We start from the raw sequence: 18671 nt of genomic DNA, 5'->3' as shown, positions 1-18671 counted from the left end.
TGGCGTACATTAGCACCCGCTAAAAAAAATGGAATGAAAGTCATGAAGTTTGGGGGCACCTCGGTAGGCAAACCCGAGAGAATGCACCAGGTGGCCCAACTGATCACCCGGGACAATGAACCCAAGATCGTCGTTTTAAGTGCCCTGAGCGGAACAACCAATACCCTTGTCAGCATCGGTGATGCCCTTGCCAAAGGGGACAAGGAAAAAGCGAAACAGATCATCGATCAGCTGGAAGGGCACTACCATGCTTTCATCTTGTCGCTGTTGCTGAAAGATGCCACGCGCGACAAAGCCAACAAGATCATCAGCGAGCATTTCGAATTTCTCAATATCATTACCCGCATTTCATTTAATGAAGCGCTGAACAAAGACATCCTTGCACAGGGTGAGTTGATGAGCACCAAACTGTTCTCCCTGTATCTCGAAGAACAGGGGATCAAACATGCCCTGATTCCGGCACTGGAATTCATGAGCATTGATGCCAATGATGAACCGCAGGTACCCGTGATCCGCCAGAAACTGATGCCGGTGCTGGACGCCAACAAAGAAGTTGGTCTTTTCATTACCCAGGGATATATCTGCCGCAACAGTAAGGGGGAGGTTGATAACCTGAAAAGGGGAGGAAGCGATTACACGGCTTCGCTGGTTGCCGCAGCAGCAAATTGTACTGTTTGTGAGATCTGGACCGATATCGATGGCATGCACAACAATGATCCCCGTGTGGTGGAGAAAACGGTGCCGGTAGAACAACTGAGTTTTGAAGAAGCTGCAGAACTGGCCTACTTTGGCGCAAAGATCCTTCACCCTACCTGCATCTGGCCGGCACAACTGGAAAAGGTTCCGGTGAAGCTGTTGAACACGATGCAGCCTGAAGCGGCGGGAACCGTGATCACCCAGGAAGCCGGTTCTGTTGGTGTGAAAGCGATCGCGGCAAAAGATGGCATCATCGCCATCAATATCAAGAGCAGCCGCATGTTGCTGGCTTATGGTTTCCTCCGCAAGATCTTTGAAGTGTTCGAAAAATACCGGACGCCGATCGATATGATCACCACTTCCGAAGTGGCGGTTTCTGTGACCATCGATAACGATCAGTTCCTCGCGACCATCATCAAGGAGCTGGAGCCTTTCGGTACGGTCGAAGTAGACAAGGAGCAATCCATTGTTTCCATTGTAGGCAACGACATTGCACAGACGCAGGATATCCTGAGCAAATTATTCGATGCGCTGAAACCCGTGCCGGTGCGCATGGTCAGCTACGGTGGCAGCAAACATAATGTGAGCCTGCTGATCCCATCAGGTGAAAAGCAGCACACCCTGAAACTGCTCAACAAGGGCTTATTCGGACTGAATTAATTTCAACCGCATTAAAAAAGCCGCTGGATCCAGCGGCTTTTTTTTATTAATAGCCTTTAGGTTTTTTGAGGATGAGGTCCATTCCGAACATCCACTCTTTTACATATTTCATCCACTCCACATCACTTGTCGGGTTGTGCAGGCCAAACCCGTGCCCGCCCTTCTCGTAGAGATACAAATCGTGTTTTACATTGGCTTTGTCCAGCGCATCTGCAAATTGAAGGGTATTGTCTAGTTTTACAGCTTTATCATCCTTTGCATGCACCAGGAAAACCGGCGGTGTTTTTTTGGTGACCTGTGTTTCCAGTGAAAAGTATTTCAGCTGTTGCGGCGTAGGCTCCTTCCCCAATAATTTCTCCACACTTCCCTTGTGCGCATATTCGCCGTTAAAGATAATCACCGGGTAAACGAGGATGGAGAAGTCGGGTCGCAGGGACGTTTTCAGTGGGTTGGCAATTTTCTGATCATCAAAGTGGACCGTGGCAGTTCCGGCGAGATGCCCTCCCGCACTGAATCCCATGATGCCGATCTGTTTCGGGCTCAGCAGGTATTGTTTCGCGTGTTCCCGCACATACTGGATGGCGCGTTGTGCATCCTGAAGCGGGCCGATGGTTTTGTCGGTCATCGTTTCATCAGATGGAAGCCTGTATTTCAACACAAAGGCCGTTACACCCCACTCCGTAAACACTTTGGCGACGTCAGTGCCTTCATGGCTGAAAGCTTCCACCCAGTATCCGCCACCGGGACAAATAATGACAGCAGTACCGTTTTCCTTGCCTGCCTCTGGTCTGAACACTGTCATGGTGGGCACGGTGATATTGGAAATTATCAGTCGCCCATTGCCCTGCGTCTCTGATTTTTCAGCATTTGCAGTGGGCTTGCTGTTGGGGATAGAGTCAGTCGGGTAGAGGCTGATCACTTCCTGGCTGCTGGCGGTTAGAATTGCGGTCATGAAGAAGAATAGCGAAAAAATAAATTTCATGTTGCGGGATTATCCGGTTGAAAATACCGAATATCTGAAAACAAAAAACCGCCTCCCGGAGGATGCGGTTTTTCTTAACGATCTGTATGGAAACCGTCAGATCACCAGCATGGCATCGCCATAGCTGAAGAAACGGTATTTGTCTTTGATGGCTTTCTTGTATGCTTCCATAGCCAGGTCATAGCCGGCAAATGCGCAGGTCATGATCAGCAGGCTTGTTTTCGGCAGGTGGAAATTGGTTACCAGGGCATCCGCAATGGAAAACTGGTAAGGCGGATGGATGAAGTGGTTGGTCCAGCCTTCCGAAGGTTTCAGCAATTTCTCTGCGGTGAAGGAAGATTCGATGGCGCGCATCGTGGTCGTGCCGATAGAACAGATCCTGTGACCGGTGGTCTTGGCTTTGTTCACGATCTGGCAGGAGTTGTCGTCGATGCGGTAGTACTCAGCATCCATTTTATGTTTGCTGAGGTCTTCCACTTCGATCGGCCGGAAAGTACCCAGGCCGGTGTGCAGGGTAACTTCAGCAAAGCGGACACCTTTGATCTCCAGGCGTTTGATCAGCTCACGGCTGAAATGGAGACCTGCAGTGGGCGCTGCGACAGCACCTTCGTGTTTCGCATATACTGTCTGGTAACGCTCCTTGTCTTCCTCATCAGGCTTGCGCTTGATGTATTTGGGAAGCGGTGTTTCGCCGAGAAATTCCAGCATGGTGCGGAATTCGGCGTCAGTTCCTTCCCAAAGGAAGCGGATGGTACGACCGCGGCTGGTAGTGTTGTCGATCACCTCTGCAACCAGTTCGTCATTGTCACCAAAATAGAGTTTATTACCAACCCTGATCTTACGGGCAGGATCAACGATAACATCCCAGAGACGATTAGGCTTGTTCAGTTCACGGAGCAGGAACACCTCGATCTTGGCGCCGGTCTTTTCCTTACGGCCATACATGCGCGCAGGGAATACCTTGGTGTTGTTCACGACGAACACATCCTTGTCGTCAAAGTAATCGAGAATGTCGCGGAAATTTTTGTTTTCGATTTGCCCGGTCTTACGATGAACAACCATCATGCGGCTGTCTTCTCTTTTTTTGGTAGGGTGTTGGGCAATAAGGTTAAGGGGTAGGTCGAACTTAAACTGTGATAGCTTCATGTATAAATTGATTCAAGTTACGGCTTGATGTTCAAAGGACGCGAAGGTAGGAAATTAATTGGGATTTCCCGATTTCCCCGGCAGTCCCGGGATTGCAGCCAGTAATCGCTGCGTATATGGCGATTCCGGGTCACGGAATATCTTTTCCGGGGTACCCATTTCCACGATACTCCCTTTTTCCATTACCAGGATCCGGTCACTGATATAGCGCACAACTCCGAGGTCGTGACTGATGAATACTGCGGTGAAACCCAGTTCCGCTTTCAGGCGGTTGATCAGGTTCAGTACCTGTGCCTGTACGCTGACGTCAAGGGCGCTGACGCTTTCGTCAAACACGATCAGTCCCGGCTCCAGCACCAGTGCCCTGGCGATCCCGATCCTTTGTCGCTGCCCCCCGCTGAAAGCGAAAGGATACCTTAAAGCATGTTCCGGCAGCAGGTTAACGGCTTCCAGCAATTGTTGCAGGCGTTCCTGTTTTTGCCCGCGGGACATTTCCGGGAAATGTACCTGCAAAGGTTCGGTAATTGCCTGCCCAACGGGTTGTTTCGGGTTCAGGGAACCATACGGATCCTGGAATACCAGCTGGAATTCCTGTCGCAGGGGGCGCCATTCTTTCTCGTCGAGTTGCAGCAGGTCACTGCCGCCATAGATTATTTTACCGGATGCTGGTTTCACCAGCCGCAGGATAGCGCGGCCAAGGGTCGTCTTCCCGCATCCTGATTCGCCTACGATGCCCAGGGTCTCCCCCTCATAAACATCAAAACTTACGTTATTCACCGCCCTGATGAGCGGGCGTCTTTTCCCCAGTAGTGGCTTCTGCCCGCCGAACGATACCGACAGTGATTCAACCGACAGTAGTTTTTTTCCGGTACCGGCGGATTCAGGGGCTGAAGCAGGAGCAGGAACAGGGACTGCTGTTTTCCCGTCGTCCTGCAGAAAATCGGCGACCACCGGAAGCGGCTTTCCCCTGGCGTGAAGGATTGGCCGGCAGGCAAGCAACGCGCGGGTATAGGGATGTTGCGGATTCCCGAATACGTTCCTCACCGGGCCCTGTTCCACCAGGTTCCCTTTGTACAATACAGCTACTTTGTCTGCTACATCCTGTACCACACCCAGGTCGTGGGTAATGAAAAGAATACCGAGATTGTCGGTACGGCGGAATTCATCAAGCAGTTCCAGGATATGCTGCTGCACGGTCACGTCGAGGGCTGTGGTTGGCTCATCCGCGATCAGCAGGGCCGGCCGGCAGCTCACGGCCATAGCAATCATCACCCGTTGTTTTTGTCCGCCGCTCAGCTGATGCGGGTAACGATCGTATACCCCTTCGGGATCGGGCAGCCGGACCTTTTCAAACAGGGTGATGGTTTGCCGTCGCGCTTCTTTTTGGGTTACCTTTTCATGAAGCCGGATGGTTTCTGCTACCTGCTCCCCGCAAGTGAATACCGGGTTGAGTGAGGTCATCGGTTCCTGGAAGATCATGCCGACCTCACCACCCCGGATATGCCGAAGGCGTTTTTCCGGTAACAGCAACAGATCTTCAGCCGTCTCGCCGTGTGGGGAGAAAAGGATCTTTCCTGACGGATACCGTGTGTTTTCCGCAGGCAGCAACTGCAGCACAGACATGGCCGTGATGCTTTTTCCCGATCCGGATTCACCCACCAGCGCCACAAATTCACCCGGATTGATTTGCAGGGACAGTCCATGCAGTGCCGGCTGCTGATGACCATCTTTTTCAAAGGCAATGCGGAGCGCTTCTATGGAAAGCAGGGGATGCAGGGTCAGGGTGTGATTTTGCTGATGTTCTTAATGGAGAGTTTTTTATCCGGTGTGGGGTAATAGGCCATGCAAACTGCGCAGTTTTCCTGGGCACCATCAGCCAGCTCAAAAGTGAACCGGTCACCTTCCTTCAAACCAGATGTGGCGAAACTGCAGGAGCTCGCAACAGCAAAGGACTTAGGATAGGTAGCATTCCGCTTTTCATCTCTCCAGTTGAGGGCAAGTTTGCTGGTATCGATGTCACCGGACTCCAGTTCAACGACAAAATGGTTGCACAACTCCAGTACTACCAGTTTGCCGACATAGGGTTTACTGCTGGCAGCTTCAGTGCCGGATGGTGTTTTGGTTTTGCAACCCAGCATTACCAGGGGAATCGCCAGATAAACTAGTCTTCTCATATTGCTGATTTTTAAAAGCGCAGGTGCCTGACAGTTAGCCCGTCGTTGATGAGCTGATTCAGGGAATCAATACCGATCCGGATATGCCGCTCTACAAATTCCCCGGTCACTTTCTTGTCACTCTCTTCCGTCTTTACGCCCTCCGGTATCATGGGGGAATCGCTCACCAGCAGGAGGGCGCCGGTCGGGATCCTGTTAAAAAATCCGACCGAGAAAATAGTGGCCGTTTCCATATCGATGGCATATGCCCGTATTTTCTGGAGGTATTCCTTAAATACTTCATCGTGTTCCCATACCCTCCGGTTGGTCGTATATACCGTACCCGTCCAGTAATCCACGCCATAATCCCTGATCGTGGTGGAAACGGCTTTCTGCAGGGCGAAGGCGGGAAGTGCGGGCACCTCTGGCGGGAAATAGTCGTTGGACGTTCCTTCTCCGCGGATGGCCGCAATCGGCAGGACCAGGTCACCCACCTTATTCCGTTTTTTCAGTCCCCCGCATTTCCCCAGGAACAGTACAGCTTTGGGTTCTATCGCACTGAGCAGGTCCATCACTGTTGCTGCGGTAGGACTTCCCATGCCGAAATTGATAATGGTGATATCGCCGGCTGTTGCACATTGCATAGGTTTTCCGATGCCGATGACATCAACATTATGCCATTGTGCAAACCAATCAACATAGTTGCTGAAGTTGGTAAGGAGGATGTACTTGCCGAAATTTTCCAGCAATTCACCGGTGTAACGCGGCAGCCAGTTTCTGACGATATCTTCCTTTGTTTTCATATCCTCAAGGTAAAACTATTATAGATTTGCCCGATGGTACTGTTGCAATTTCCAGATTTTCCCTATCGTGTCCGTGAGATCCGTGGTGTACACCAGGTATTTGATGAGACCCGTAAACGCTGGGTGCAGCTAACGCCGGAAGAGTGGGTGCGCCAGCACTTCATTCAATACTTGTTGCAGGTAAAAAAATATCCTGCTGCACTGATTGCTGTTGAAAAAGAGATTCAACTGGGTGAACTGAACAAACGGTTCGACATCCTGGTGTATGACCGTCGTCATCAGCCCTGGCTGATGATCGAATGCAAGCGGCCGGATATCCAGCTGAGCGACGAAAGCGTTCACCAGGTATTGCGGTATAACATTTCGGTTCCGGTACCATACCTGGCACTGACCAACGGGAATAGTCATTTTTTGTTTCTGCGGAAGGAGGGGAAGCTGGAGCCGAAGGATGCATTTCCGGAGTGGGAGTAGTGGTAAAAAGTTTAGGAGTTTATTAGTTTAGTTGTTTAGAAGTTGGTGCCCCGTGGAGGGAGATACAATAGATTCAGTTGCGGTGAAGGATGGTGTTGTGGAAACTTCTAAACTAATAAACTACTAAACAGATAAACAGCAGCAACTACGTAAAGTATTGCACAAAAGAAATCCCCTGCAACAATGCAGGGGATCATAGTTCAGTTCATCAATACGTTATGGGAAAATCCCCAGTTCATTGTAGCTGGTCGCTACTTTGTTGATCGCCACCACGTATGCAGCTGTACGCATGTCGGGGATACCCGGATTGTTCTGCCAGCATTCCATGATTTCGCGGGTAGCGGAGATCATGGTTTCTTCGAGGCCGGAATATACCAGGTCCACCTCATCGGGGCCGTGCTCGAGCGCAACGCGTTCTGCAGGCTGCATTTTCTTGCCCGTGAGCGATTCGATCTGCTGGATGATATTCTTGTTCTGATTTTCAGTAAACCGTTTTTCCAGCCTGCCATAACGAACATGGCTGAGGTTTTTCAGCCATTCGAAATAAGACACCGTTACACCGCCGGCATTCAGGTACATATCCGGAACTACGAGGATGTTTTTGGAAGCGAGTATTTCATCTGCTTCAGGTGTAAGCGGACCATTGGCTGCTTCCCCGATGATCCGGGCCTTGACGCGGGGCGCGTTGTCGCCGTTGATCACATTCTCCAGGGCTGCGGGGATCAGGATATCACATTCCAGTTCAAGTGCATCATTCGACGTTGCGAGGTTGGTAGCACCCGGGAAATTCAGGATAGAGCCAGTTTTCTTACGATGTTGAAATACGGCTTCTTCATCGAGTCCGGCAGGATTCAGGATGGCACCTTCAAATTCTGCAATGGCGATCACTTTGGCACCGCCTTCGCGGAAGAATTTCGCGGCATGGTATCCCACGTTGCCGAGGCCCTGTACCACAACGGTTTTGTTTTCCACGCCAACTGTCATTCCTCTTTCTTCCATTACTTTAGGCATGTTGCATACTTCACGGATGCCATAAAATACACCGAGACCGGTTGCTTCACGACGACCACGTACGCCGCCCTGGGTAACCGGTTTGCCTGTAACGCAGCCGATGGCTTCCACTTCACCGGGATTCATACTCATGTAGGTGTCGAGGATCCAGGCCATTTCACGTTCACCGGTTCCATAATCTGGTGCAGGAACATCGGTACCAGGTCCGATAAAATTCTTTTTGATCAGTTCGTGTGTATAGCGGCGGGTGATCTTCTCCAGTTCGTAGGGCGTGTATTTTTTCGGATCGATGTTGATACCACCTTTGGCACCGCCAAAGGGAACGTTTACAATGGCGCACTTGTAAGTCATCAGTGCTGCCAACGCCATCACCTCATCGAGGTTAACGGTAGTTGCAAAGCGGATGCCTCCTTTACAGGGGGTCTTGTGATGGGAGTGCTGAACCCGGTAGGCCTTGATCACTTCTATTTTATCGCCGATCTTGACAGGGAAATGCATCCGGTAAACCGAGTTGCATTGCTTGATCTGTTCCAGGATACCGGGATCCCAGTTCGTGAATTGGGCTGCCTTGTCAAAACTCTTTTCCACTGCTCCAAAGAAGCTGTACTCTTGCTGTGCAGACATGATTGATGTTTTTGAGAATTGTTTTTTATATGTGTTTAAGCTATCGTGTGCAAGGGCTATTTCTGTTCCAGCTGAGAAATCTTCCTGTCGAGCCGGATCAGGTAAAGGATCAGTCCGGCGACAATCGTGAAAAACACGGCCACTACCACCCAGATCTTTCCATCAGCACGCAGCCCGTCTGCCATCTGGACGGGACCATCGGCTGCAGGATTCTGAGCGAGCAAATGACCGGCAGGAAGCAATAACAACAGGAACATTACAAGTAGGAATGCGGTATGCTTAAGCATGTTGCAGTTTTTTTTCTTCAAGAACTTTGTACCGGATGCGAAGGGTAGTGATCCATACGCCGAGCAGGCTCCAGCCGGGAACGGCGAGCAACCAGAAGACGAGGCGCATCCTGCTGTCGATGTCTTTGGTATTCAGGGCGGGGTTTCCCATTCCACCGGGATGCAGGCTCTCCAGTAAACGTGGTATTACCCAAATGGTTGGGATCAGCATGAAAAAAGCAAAAATATTGTATACGGCGCCTACCCTTGCTCTTTTATCGAGGTCCGGTAATGAACCCCGGAGCACCAGGTAAGCTACATAGATGAGGATGGCAATGGCTGCTCCCAGCTGTTTCGGGTCGTTGCTCCAGGGAGCACCCCAGGTATAGTTGGCCCATACCATGCCGGTGAGCAGGCCAAGCGTTCCGAACACGATTCCCGAATTGGCATATTCTACCGAATAGAAATCGTATTTCTGTTTTCCGGTACGCAGATACATCACGGCATTGACTACTGAAACCACGAAAAAGATCGACATGGCAAACCACATGGCCACATGATAATAGAGATTCCGGATGGTTTCGTTAAGTATGGGTTTCGCCGGTACACCCCCGATAAGTCCGGCTACCGATAACAAAAGGAGCTGAACGATGCAGAGTATTTTCCACCAAGATAGGCGCATAGCAAGAAATAAGTGGGGCAAAATTAGGGGAATCCCGGCGATATGTCAGTCTTTCCAGAGGAAGGGAAAAAGGATCAGGGAAAGAACGATGACCATGGCATCCATTCCGGCGAGCAGGAGGACCATCTGCAGCAGACTTTCCTGGATGACCTTGCTGAATGCAGTGTTGGACAGTTTCATCAGGAACATCAGCTGCAGGATAATCAGGGGAAAACCCAGGATTGCCATCAACGCTGCATTCTGTTGTGCCCGGGCGGCGATTGCACTCAGGAACGTAAATACCAGGCTGAGTCCGAATCCGCCGAAAACTGCTATACCAAAAAAACGTAATCCGTTGCGAACAGGTGCACCCAGAAACAGGCTGAAGAGTGCCCAGGCGAGTATGCTCAGGATGGCCATCAGCACGGCATTGAAGAAAAGCTTGCTTAAGATGAAATCGCGGGGGCCGGCCAGCGAATAGTAATACAGCATGCGTCCCCGGCTTTCCTGCAGAAAACTTTTGGCCACGCCGTTCACGCAGATGAACAGCTGGATCATCCAGAACAACCCGTTCCATACCTGCTCTTCCGGCTGTCCCATAGCCAGGTACAGCACGAATATGGTGCTGGCGACATACAGCAGCACGCCATAAAAACTGTATTGCTGGCGGAATTCCAGCAACAGGTCTTTCCTGAATAATGCGATCAATGTTTTCAAGCGCCCAAAAGTATTAACTAATCCGGATCATAAAAGCATTTCCGGCAGCGGGGTTCGTAGATGTCCTTTTCCCCCAGCAGGAACTGGCCTTCATGTGCATGCTTCCTGTAGCTGAAGCTGGCGATATTTCCACATTTCATACATATGGCATGCAACTTGGTGATATAATCCGCTTTGGCGAGAAGGTTGGGAATCTGCCCGAAAGGTTTGCCGCGGAAGTCCATATCCAGGCCGGCGACAATCACCCGGATGCCCTGGGCGGCAAGGCGGTCACACACATCGGGAAGCTGATCATCAAAAAATTGGGCTTCATCGATGCCAACCACATCCACTTCGCTGGTGAGCAGCAGGATGGTCTGGGAGTTATCGATGGGCGTGGAGGGAATGGCTTTTTCGTCATGGGAAACGATCTGCTGATCGTCATACCGTGTATCAACGGCGGGCTTGAAGATCTCCACCCTGAGGTTGGCGATTTTGGCCCGTTTGAGGCGGCGGATCAGTTCTTCGGTCTTACCGGAAAACATCGACCCGCAGATCACTTCGATCCAACCCTGCCGGCCACCTTTAACAATAGGTTCAATAAACATACGCTGGTATGGGCTTTAGATCAGTGTATTTTGTTATAACTTTATGAAATCCAATACTAACCCAAAAGTACCATATCGAATGGAAAGAGTAAAAGCACTGGTCAACAGGTTGCAGGAAGAACTGCAGCAAGGCGCCGATACTTCCTCCCTGATGATTACGGTTCGTGAAATCCAGGAAGCATTGCTGGCTGAACAGAAACCTGTTTCCCATGGCCCCGTAGCCAGGGCTCAGAACAGTAAAGTAGTGGTGGTTATGCCCGTATCCCACCAACAACGGCCGGTTGAACCGGCACCCGCTGCGCCGGAGGTTGAAAATACCGCAGCCAAAGAACCTGAAATACCCCCGCAAACAGACTGGCTGCATCACCTCATGCAGGAGATTCCAACGCTGGCGCATCAGAAAGAAATCCGGGAACTCAATGAGGTCATGGGCCTTCAGAATGGCGCATCCCTGAACGACAAACTCAAGCAATCTTCAATAGAAGTGGCCGAAGTACTTACCCGTGAACCGGTAAGAGACCTGAAAAAGGCGATCGGGGTGAATGACCGTTTTGTATTTGTAAATGAATTGTTCCGGGGAGATGAAGTGATGTATGAGAGAAGCATCAAGACCATCAATTCCTTTAATATTCTGCAGGAAGCTGAATTCTGGATGGAAAGGGAGTTAAAGCTGAAACTGGGCTGGGACGATTCAAAGGACGCGGTGCGTCATTTCATTCAACTCGTCAGAAGACGGTTTTCCTCCAAATAGCGGATAATCATTGCCGTAGCGCCCCTGTGCTGCCGGATAAACTGTTTTGCGGCTTCACCTGCTGCAGCTGCCATTGGCGGATCCTGGAAGAGGTCGTTCAATCTTTTTTCCAGTTCCAGTGCATTTCCTGCTGAAAAAGCGCCACCTGCGCCGATCATTCCCGCTGCCTCCGGGTACCGGTCAAAAACAGGCCCGAAGAGTACCGGTTTTCCCCAGACTGCCGGCTCCAGGATATTGTGCAGACCGTCATCCCCGAATCCACCACCCACATAGGAGACTGATGCATACTGGTAGAGTGCAGAAAGCATTCCGATGTTGTCAATGATCAGTACGTGCCTGTCTGCCGGTAATTCACCGCGTTTCAGGTGATCCAGCCATTGCCCGTACCGGATTGTTCCTTTCAGCAGTTTTTCCATTTCCAGCAGATGCGCCTCGCTGATCTCATGTGGTGCAAAAATGATCCTGAGATCTTTACGGTGATTACAGAAATGATCAAGCTCTTCTTCATCTTCCGGCCAGGTACTACCGGCGATCAATACCGGAAATTGTTGCACAAAAGCTTCTATGGGTGGCAGGGCAGGAGCAGAAGCAGCAATGGCTGAAACCCTGTCATACCGGGTATCGCCAGATAAGGTGACAGTGGTAATCCCTACATTATTCAAAAGTGTTACGGAATCTTTTTCCTGTACAAAAAGCTGGTCAAAACAATGCAGCAGGTGTCGGTACAGGTTACCATACCACTTGAAAAACGGTTGCGATTCACGGAATAATCCTGATACCAGTATGACCGGTATCTGCCTGGATTTCAACTGATTCAGGTAGTGATACCAGAACTCATACCGTACCCACAGTACCAGTGCGGGCTTCGTCAGATCCAGGAACCGCCTGGCATTGCCGGGATTATCGACAGGCAGGTAGGTGATGATATCGGCACCTTCCCAGTTTTTACGGATCTCATAACCGGAGGGAGAGAAAAATGAAATCAGGATCCGGTAATGCGGATATTTTTCCCGGATATGTTCCAGCAGCGGGCGTCCCTGCTCAAATTCGCCCAGGGAGGCACAATGCATCCAGATCAAAGGGGCATCAGGCCGGAATTCCAGGTCTTTTGCCAGTTTCTCCTGCCAGTTGCGTCTTCCCGCAACCCATTGCCTGGCCTTGGGATGGAAAGATGAGGCGATTCCCAGCGCAACCCGGTAAAGGAGAATAAAAATATTATATAACAGAAGACTCACTGAATCAAACGGTTAATGTGCTGCAAAACTAAAATCAAACTTCCACCCTACCTATATTTTGCTATTTTTGTGCGCATTTAAAATAACGACCGCATATGCGTCCTATTCAAATGGTTGATTTGCGGCAGCAATATGACCAGATCAAAGCTGAGGTAGATGCTGCAATTCATGAAGTGATTGATTCGGTTTCTTTTATTAATGGAAAGGCGGTCCACGATTTTGCAGGTGCGCTTTCCCGTTATCTGGGGGTTAAGGAAGTAATTCCCTGTGCCAATGGTACAGACGCATTGCAGATTGCGATGATGGCACTCGATTTGCAGCCAGGGGATGAAGTCATCACTCCTTCCTTCACCTATATCGCTACTACTGAAGTAGTTGCGTTATTAAAACTTAAGCCGGTGTTTGTGGATGTTGACCCAAAGACATTCTGTATGGACCCGGAGGCACTGAAAAAAGCCATCACACCAAATACAAAAGCTATTGTGCCTGTTCATTTGTACGGGCAGGCTGCGGATATGGAGGCCATCATGGCGATTGCCAATAAAGCCGGAATTCCGGTAATTGAGGATAATGCCCAGGCCATCGGCAGTGATTTCCATTTCAGTGACGGCAGCACGAAAAAGACGGGTGCGATCGGAACGATCGGCTGCACTTCATTTTTCCCTTCCAAAAACCTGGGCTGTTATGGCGACGGCGGTGCCATCTGCACCAATGACAGCGTGCTGGCGGAAAAAATGAGGAAAATTGCCAATCACGGCCAGAGTGTACGGTACTATCATGATATCGTGGGCTGCAACAGCCGCCTTGACAGTATCCAGGCCGCCGTATTGAATATCAAGCTGCCGCGGCTCGATCAGTATATCGCTGCGCGACGCGCAGCAGCGGATGCTTATGATGCAGCTTTTGCCGGCCATCCGAAAATTACGGTACCATTCCGTGAGAAAAATAACAAACATGTCTTCCACCAGTATACGCTCCAGCTGGAAGGTGTTGACCGCGACGGACTGAACCAGTTCCTCGCGGAACATAAGATTCCGTCTATGATTTACTATCCGGTGCCCGCTCACCGGCAAAAAATGTTTGCTGCCTTTGGTGCTGACCAGGCTGATCTGCCCGTTACCGACTGGCTGACCGGCAGGGTGATCTCACTGCCTATGCATACTGAACTCGATGCAGAGCAGTTGCAGTTTATCACCTCCAAAGTATTGCAGTACATCAATTAATACCATAAATAATTATTCTACAAATGAAGATCGCTGTTGTTGGAACCGGATATGTTGGATTGGTAACCGGAACATGTTTTGCTGAAACCGGGAATGAGGTCATTTGCGTGGATATCGACCAGAAAAAGGTTGATAAACTGACCAACGGGGAAATCACGATTTATGAGCCCGGCCTGGAGAAACTTTTCCTGCGTAACCTGAAAGAAGGCCGTCTTAAATTCACTACTGACCTCGCCGCCGGAATTGAGGAAGCGAAGATCGTTTTCCTTGCACTTCCCACACCTCCCGGTGAAGATGGTTCAGCAGATCTTAAATATGTACTCGGTGTGGCTGATCATATCGGCAGATTGCTGACAGACTATAAAGTATTGGTGGATAAAAGCACTGTTCCTGTTGGCACAGCTGAGAAAGTATATGAGAGTGTTGCCAGGAACGCAAAGGTTCCGTTTGATGTGGTATCCAATCCTGAATTTCTCCGTGAAGGTGTTGCCGTGGATGATTTTATGAAACCAGACCGCGTGGTGATCGGAACCAGCAGTGACCGGGCCCGCAAGCTTATGGGTGAACTCTATGCCCCGTTTGTACGCTCAGGCAACCCGGTGATCTATATGGATGAACGTTCAGCGGAGCTGACGAAATATGCAGCCAATTCTTTCCTGGCGACCAAGATCTCTTTCATGAATGAGATTGCGCAACTCTGTGAAAAGCTGGATGCAGATGTTGACATGGTTCGGCTGGGAATTGGAAGTGATGACCGTATTGGCAAGCGTTTCCTTTTTCCCGGAATCGGCTATGGCGGCTCCTGTTTCCCGAAAGATGTTCAGGCCCTGGCTAAATCCTCCGACGAAGCGGGTTATGATTTCAGGATACTTGACGCGGTAATGCAGGTGAATGAAATTCAGAAACTGCACCTGCTGCCCAAGATCCTCCGTTACTTCAGCGGCAATCTGCAAGGCAGGCACTTTGCCCTGTGGGGACTTGCCTTTAAGCCCAATACAGACGATATCCGGGAGGCTCCGGCATTATACATCATTGATGCCCTCCTGGAAGCCGGCGCAACAGTAACTGCGTTTGATCCTGAAGCGATGAAAAATGTGCAGCAGGTAGTAGGGGATAAGATCAAATTTGCAGAGAACCAGTATGAGGCACTCAAAGGTGCCGATGCTTTGATCATTGCAACGGAATGGAACGAATTCAGGACGCCTGATTTTCTGAAGATTGTAAGCAACCTGAAAAAGAAAGTGATTTTTGACGGCCGCAATCTTTTCGATATCAGAGCTATCGGTGAACTCGGCTTCCATTATGAAAGTATTGGCCGCAGACCTGTAAACCAACCAACCGCTGTAATTGCATGACCCCAAAACGAATATTGATAACGGGAGCGGCCGGATTTCTGGGTTCCCATCTTTGCGATCGGTTCATTAAGGAAGGATTCCACGTACTGGGAATGGACAACCTGATTACAGGCGATCTGAAAAATATTGAGCACCTTTTCAGGCTCCCCAACTTTGAATTTTATCACCATGACGTGAGCAAATTCATCCATGTGCCGGGAGAACTGGATTATATCCTTCATTTTGCTTCACCGGCCAGTCCGATTGACTACCTGAAAATTCCCATCCAGACCCTGAAAGTGGGCGCCCTGGGTACCCACAACTGCCTTGGGCTGGCCAAGGCAAAAAAGGCACGTATCCTGGTTGCGTCCACTTCCGAAGTGTACGGCGATCCGCTGGTACACCCTCAGTCGGAGGACTATTGGGGAAATGTGAATCCTGTCGGACCGCGCGGTGTTTATGATGAAGCCAAGCGGTTCATGGAATCCATCACCATGGCCTACCATACTTTCCACCAGGTGGAAACAAGAATCATCCGGATCTTCAATACCTATGGTCCGCGGATGCGACTCAATGACGGGAGGGCACTTCCGGCATTTATCGGCCAGGCATTGCGGGGAGAAGACCTTACGGTTTTCGGGGATGGTTCACAAACCCGCTCCTTCTGTTATGTTGACGATCTGATCGAAGGCATTTACCGCCTCCTGATGAGCGATTATGCATATCCCGTGAATGTGGGCAATCCTGACGAGATCTCCCTCAGGGAGTTTGCGGAGGAAATTATCAGGCTGACAGGTACAACGCAGAAAATCGTGTATAAGCCATTGCCTACAGATGATCCAAAGCAAAGAAAACCAGATATCACTAAGGCGAAAACCCTCCTGGGGTGGGAACCGAAAGTCAGCCGGGCTGACGGTGTTCGCATCACCTACGAGTATTTTAAATCCTTACCGTCGGAAGAACTGACAAAACAACCCAAGGAATTTAAAAGCTTACACTAATGAAAATTTATCAGGATTTACTTGACAAAAAGGAAAGGCTCGCTGTTATCGGATTAGGCTATGTCGGATTGCCGCTGGCACTGGAACTTGCACGCAGGATCCCGGTGATCGGATTTGACATCAATTCCCACCGGATCGACCTGATGAGAAATGGCATTGATCCAAGCAAAGAAGTAGGGGCTGATGAATTTAAAGACCGTGATATTGAGTTCACCGATGACCTCGAAGTGCTGCGGAAAGCTAAATTCTATATTGTAGCTGTACCTACACCGGTTGACAAATACAATGTGCCTGATCTGAAGCCGCTTGTCGGCGCTTCCACTACCGTGGGCAAAGTGCTGAAGCAGGGTGACTATGTGGTGTATGAATCCACTACTTATCCAGGTTGTACGGAAGAGGATTGCCTGCCTGTTCTTGAAAAAGTTTCAGGCCTGAAAATGGGCGACGACTTCAAACTGGGATATTCTCCGGAAAGGATCAACCCGGGAGATAAGAAAAACACCCTCCGTACTGTGGTGAAAGTAGTATCCGGAAATGACGATGTGGCGCTCGAAGAAATTGCCAGGGTGTATGAACTGGTGGTGGATGCCGGGGTACACCGTGCTCCCTCGATCAAAGTTGCAGAAGCCAGCAAGATCGTGGAAAATACCCAGCGCGATATGAACATCGCACTGATGAACGAACTGAGCCTGATTTTCGACAGGATGGGTATCAATACCTATGATGTGATCGAAGCGGCAGGTACCAAGTGGAACTTCCTGAAGTTTCAGCCGGGTCTCGTTGGTGGTCACTGCATTGGCGTTGATCCTTATTATCTGACACATAAGGCGGCTTCAATGGGATACCAGAGCCGTGTAATTGCTGCCAGCCGGTATATCAACGACGATATGGCAAAATACCTTGCCCGCAAGATCATCAAGTATGTGCTGCGCAATTCTGACAACCCGCGTATCCTGGTGAAAGGTGTTACGTTTAAGGAAAATGTAAGTGATATCCGTAACTCCAAGATCGTTGATACCGTTCAGGAACTGCTGGCATTCAATATCGCTGTAGATGTGGAAGATCCCTTTGCAGAGCACAATGAAGTAAAGGAAGAATACGGTCTTAACCTGGTACGGCATAGCGGAAAAGACTATGACGCTGTAATTGTGACCGTACCGCACAGCCCTTATTTAAAGCTGGACGACGCCTATTTTGCGGGTATTACCCGCTCACATGGTGTTGTTGTTGACCTGAAAGGGATCTATAAAAACAAAATTCATTCTAGACAATACTGGAGTCTGTGACAAAAAGTTTCAAGAAGGTAATTATTGTAACGGGAGGTGCCGGGTTTATCGGATCTCATGTGGTGCGGCGGCTGGTGACCAGGTACCCGGAATACCAGGTCGTGAACCTCGATCTGCTCACCTATGCCGGAAATCTCGAAAACCTCAGGGATGTAGAAGCTGCACCCAATTACCAGTTTGAAAGGGGAGATATTACTGATGAAAGCGGCATGACAGCGCTTTTCGAAAAATACCCGGTAGACGGAGTGATCCACCTGGCGGCAGAAAGCCATGTGGATCGCTCAATTTCAGACCCGTTGCAGTTTGTGAAGACAAATGTGCTGGGTACAGCCAACCTGTTGAATGTTGCCCGCAAAGCCTGGAAAAACAACTTTGACGGCAAACGCTTTTATCATGTATCAACAGATGAAGTGTATGGCTCTCTCGGTGAATCCGGCTTCTTTACGGAGGAGACCGCGTATGATCCAAGGTCACCTTATTCGGCATCAAAAGCTTCTTCAGATCATTTCGTAATGGCTTATTACCACACTTACGGGTTGCCGGTGGTAATGAGCAACTGTTCCAATAATTATGGCCCCTACCATTTTCCGGAAAAACTGATTCCGCTGATGATTCACAACATCATGAAGGAAAAGCCGCTTCCGGTATATGGAAAAGGTGAGAACATCCGTGACTGGTTATTTGTGGAGGATCACGCCGCTGCTATCGACCTTATCTTCCACCAGGGAAAAACCGGTGACAAGTACAATATCGGCGGTTTCAACGAGTGGAAAAACATCGACCTGGTGATGCTGCTTTGCGAAATTATGGACAGGAAGCTCGGCAGGGAAGAAGGTGCATCTGCGAAACTCATCACCTATGTGACTGACCGGCCCGGCCATGATTTGCGTTACGCGATCGATGCTGCCAAAGTGAACCGGGAGCTGGGATGGGCGCCTTCCCTGCAGTTTGAAGAGGGGTTGGAACGCACGGTAGACTGGTTCCTGGCAAACACCGGCTGGGTGGAGCATGTTACCAGCGGAGCGTATCAGAAATATTATCAGGAACAATACGGAAGTCATTGA

19 protein-coding genes are annotated in these 18671 nt (G+C 49.9%); 8 read left to right on the top strand and 11 right to left on the bottom strand.

All coding sequences use genetic code 11. The annotated features are described in order from the left end of the window. Positions 1-33 precede the first annotated feature (33 nt). Positions 34-1356 carry an aspartate kinase gene (locus tag FPE01S_RS01250; RefSeq protein WP_046367131.1) on the top strand — a complete coding sequence of 441 codons (1323 nt, stop codon included), beginning with the start codon at positions 34-36 and terminating at the stop codon, positions 1354-1356. A 46-nt stretch (positions 1357-1402) separates the two neighbouring features. On the opposite strand, the gene FPE01S_RS01245 is transcribed toward FPE01S_RS01250, so the two are convergent. From FPE01S_RS01245 to FPE01S_RS01225, 5 genes are all read right to left on the bottom strand, one after another. After that, positions 1403-2338: an alpha/beta hydrolase gene (locus FPE01S_RS01245; RefSeq protein ID WP_046367130.1), complete on the bottom strand. Its 936-nt coding sequence runs from the start codon at positions 2336-2338 to the stop codon at positions 1403-1405. A 96-nt stretch (positions 2339-2434) separates the two neighbouring features. After that, positions 2435-3484: a tRNA preQ1(34) S-adenosylmethionine ribosyltransferase-isomerase QueA gene (gene queA / locus FPE01S_RS01240; protein WP_046367129.1), complete on the bottom strand. Its 1050-nt coding sequence runs from the start codon at positions 3482-3484 to the stop codon at positions 2435-2437. Positions 3485-3538: 54 nt separating this feature from the next. Further along, a complete protein-coding gene (locus FPE01S_RS01235) occupies positions 3539-5227 on the bottom strand; it encodes an ABC transporter ATP-binding protein (RefSeq protein WP_281176194.1) in 1689 nt (562 codons plus the stop codon). A 35-nt stretch (positions 5228-5262) separates the two neighbouring features. Then, a complete protein-coding gene (locus FPE01S_RS01230; RefSeq protein ID WP_157473854.1) occupies positions 5263-5658 on the bottom strand; it encodes a hypothetical protein in 396 nt (131 codons plus the stop codon). Between the two features lie 11 nt (positions 5659-5669). Beyond that, positions 5670-6440 carry an AMP nucleosidase gene (locus FPE01S_RS01225; RefSeq protein WP_046367127.1) on the bottom strand — a complete coding sequence of 257 codons (771 nt, stop codon included), beginning with the start codon at positions 6438-6440 and terminating at the stop codon, positions 5670-5672. A gap of 33 nt (positions 6441-6473) precedes the next feature. On the opposite strand from FPE01S_RS01225, the gene FPE01S_RS01220 reads away from it, so the two are divergent. After that, positions 6474-6911: a type I restriction enzyme HsdR N-terminal domain-containing protein gene (locus FPE01S_RS01220; protein WP_046367126.1), complete on the top strand. Its 438-nt coding sequence runs from the start codon at positions 6474-6476 to the stop codon at positions 6909-6911. A 216-nt stretch (positions 6912-7127) separates the two neighbouring features. Here FPE01S_RS01220 and FPE01S_RS01215 read toward each other — a convergent pair whose 3' ends face one another. The 5 genes from FPE01S_RS01215 to FPE01S_RS01195 are packed head-to-tail and all read right to left on the bottom strand — an operon-like array spanning position 7128 to position 10777. Next, on the bottom strand, positions 7128-8546 hold the full coding sequence (locus FPE01S_RS01215; protein ID WP_046367125.1) for a Glu/Leu/Phe/Val family dehydrogenase: 1419 nt from the start codon (positions 8544-8546) through the stop codon (positions 7128-7130). 56 nt (positions 8547-8602) lie between these two features. Next, positions 8603-8833 (bottom strand): CcmD family protein, encoded by a 231-nt coding sequence (locus FPE01S_RS01210; protein ID WP_217998157.1) that lies wholly within the window; start codon positions 8831-8833, stop codon positions 8603-8605. Further along, positions 8826-9515: a cytochrome c biogenesis protein CcsA gene (ccsA, locus tag FPE01S_RS01205; protein ID WP_500778444.1), complete on the bottom strand. Its 690-nt coding sequence runs from the start codon at positions 9513-9515 to the stop codon at positions 8826-8828. The genes FPE01S_RS01210 and ccsA overlap by 8 nt, the downstream gene beginning before the upstream one ends. Positions 9516-9539: 24 nt before the next feature. Further along, positions 9540-10190, bottom strand: coding sequence for a heme exporter protein CcmB (locus FPE01S_RS01200; RefSeq protein WP_052955426.1), 651 nt, complete (start codon positions 10188-10190; stop codon positions 9540-9542). Positions 10191-10207: 17 nt separating this feature from the next. Then, positions 10208-10777, bottom strand: a complete 570-nt coding sequence (locus FPE01S_RS01195) for a thymidine kinase (RefSeq protein WP_046367123.1) — start codon at positions 10775-10777, stop codon at positions 10208-10210. Positions 10778-10856: 79 nt separating this feature from the next. Here FPE01S_RS01195 and FPE01S_RS01190 point away from each other — a divergent pair, with 79 nt between their 5' ends. Then, on the top strand, positions 10857-11528 hold the full coding sequence (locus FPE01S_RS01190) for a DUF8457 domain-containing protein (RefSeq protein ID WP_157473853.1): 672 nt from the start codon (positions 10857-10859) through the stop codon (positions 11526-11528). Here the strand turns inward: FPE01S_RS01190 and FPE01S_RS01185 are convergent. Continuing rightward, positions 11495-12763: a 3-deoxy-D-manno-octulosonic acid transferase gene (locus FPE01S_RS01185; protein ID WP_046367121.1), complete on the bottom strand. Its 1269-nt coding sequence runs from the start codon at positions 12761-12763 to the stop codon at positions 11495-11497. The genes FPE01S_RS01190 and FPE01S_RS01185 overlap by 34 nt on opposite strands. Before the next feature lie 95 nt (positions 12764-12858). Between FPE01S_RS01185 and FPE01S_RS01180 the strand changes: the two genes are divergently transcribed. From FPE01S_RS01180 to rfbB, 5 genes are read left to right on the top strand one after another with little or no spacing between them, the layout of a single operon-like run. Continuing rightward, complete coding sequence (locus FPE01S_RS01180) at positions 12859-13986, top strand: DegT/DnrJ/EryC1/StrS family aminotransferase (RefSeq protein WP_046367120.1); 1128 nt, start codon at positions 12859-12861, stop codon at positions 13984-13986. Positions 13987-14009: 23 nt separating this feature from the next. Next, positions 14010-15341 carry a UDP-glucose dehydrogenase family protein gene (locus FPE01S_RS01175; protein WP_046367119.1) on the top strand — a complete coding sequence of 444 codons (1332 nt, stop codon included), beginning with the start codon at positions 14010-14012 and terminating at the stop codon, positions 15339-15341. Further along, positions 15338-16321 (top strand): UDP-glucuronic acid decarboxylase family protein, encoded by a 984-nt coding sequence (locus FPE01S_RS01170; RefSeq protein ID WP_046367118.1) that lies wholly within the window; start codon positions 15338-15340, stop codon positions 16319-16321. The genes FPE01S_RS01175 and FPE01S_RS01170 overlap by 4 nt, the downstream gene beginning before the upstream one ends. Continuing rightward, positions 16321-17607, top strand: a complete 1287-nt coding sequence (locus FPE01S_RS01165) for a nucleotide sugar dehydrogenase (RefSeq protein ID WP_245623917.1) — start codon at positions 16321-16323, stop codon at positions 17605-17607. The genes FPE01S_RS01170 and FPE01S_RS01165 overlap by 1 nt, the downstream gene beginning before the upstream one ends. Next, the gene (gene rfbB, locus FPE01S_RS01160) at positions 17604-18671 is read left to right on the top strand and encodes a dTDP-glucose 4,6-dehydratase (protein WP_046367117.1); all 1068 of its coding nucleotides are present in this window, start codon (positions 17604-17606) and stop codon (positions 18669-18671) included. Before FPE01S_RS01165 ends, rfbB begins: the two co-directional genes overlap by 4 nt.

This window comes from Flavihumibacter petaseus NBRC 106054, from assembly GCF_000974785.1.
GTDB lineage: Bacteria > Bacteroidota > Bacteroidia > Chitinophagales > Chitinophagaceae > Flavihumibacter > Flavihumibacter petaseus.
Note: the sequence above shows the minus strand (reverse complement) of the source record. Positions and strands in the feature narration are given on the sequence as shown.

Coding starts and splice junctions, on each gene's coding strand:
- FPE01S_RS01250 (WP_046367131.1), top strand. CDS start 34: ATGAAAGTCATGAAGTTTGGGGGCACCTCGGTAGGCAAACCCGAGAGA.
- FPE01S_RS01245 (WP_046367130.1), bottom strand. CDS start 2,338: ATGAAATTTATTTTTTCGCTATTCTTCTTCATGACCGCAATTCTAACC.
- queA (WP_046367129.1), bottom strand. CDS start 3,484: ATGAAGCTATCACAGTTTAAGTTCGACCTACCCCTTAACCTTATTGCC.
- FPE01S_RS01230 (WP_157473854.1), bottom strand. CDS start 5,658: ATGAGAAGACTAGTTTATCTGGCGATTCCCCTGGTAATGCTGGGTTGC.
- FPE01S_RS01225 (WP_046367127.1), bottom strand. CDS start 6,440: ATGAAAACAAAGGAAGATATCGTCAGAAACTGGCTGCCGCGTTACACC.
- FPE01S_RS01220 (WP_046367126.1), top strand. CDS start 6,474: ATGGTACTGTTGCAATTTCCAGATTTTCCCTATCGTGTCCGTGAGATC.
- FPE01S_RS01215 (WP_046367125.1), bottom strand. CDS start 8,546: ATGTCTGCACAGCAAGAGTACAGCTTCTTTGGAGCAGTGGAAAAGAGT.
- FPE01S_RS01210 (WP_217998157.1), bottom strand. CDS start 8,833: ATGCTTAAGCATACCGCATTCCTACTTGTAATGTTCCTGTTGTTATTG.
- FPE01S_RS01195 (WP_046367123.1), bottom strand. CDS start 10,777: ATGTTTATTGAACCTATTGTTAAAGGTGGCCGGCAGGGTTGGATCGAA.
- FPE01S_RS01190 (WP_157473853.1), top strand. CDS start 10,857: ATGGAAAGAGTAAAAGCACTGGTCAACAGGTTGCAGGAAGAACTGCAG.
- FPE01S_RS01180 (WP_046367120.1), top strand. CDS start 12,859: ATGCGTCCTATTCAAATGGTTGATTTGCGGCAGCAATATGACCAGATC.
- FPE01S_RS01175 (WP_046367119.1), top strand. CDS start 14,010: ATGAAGATCGCTGTTGTTGGAACCGGATATGTTGGATTGGTAACCGGA.
- FPE01S_RS01170 (WP_046367118.1), top strand. CDS start 15,338: ATGACCCCAAAACGAATATTGATAACGGGAGCGGCCGGATTTCTGGGT.
- FPE01S_RS01165 (WP_245623917.1), top strand. CDS start 16,321: ATGAAAATTTATCAGGATTTACTTGACAAAAAGGAAAGGCTCGCTGTT.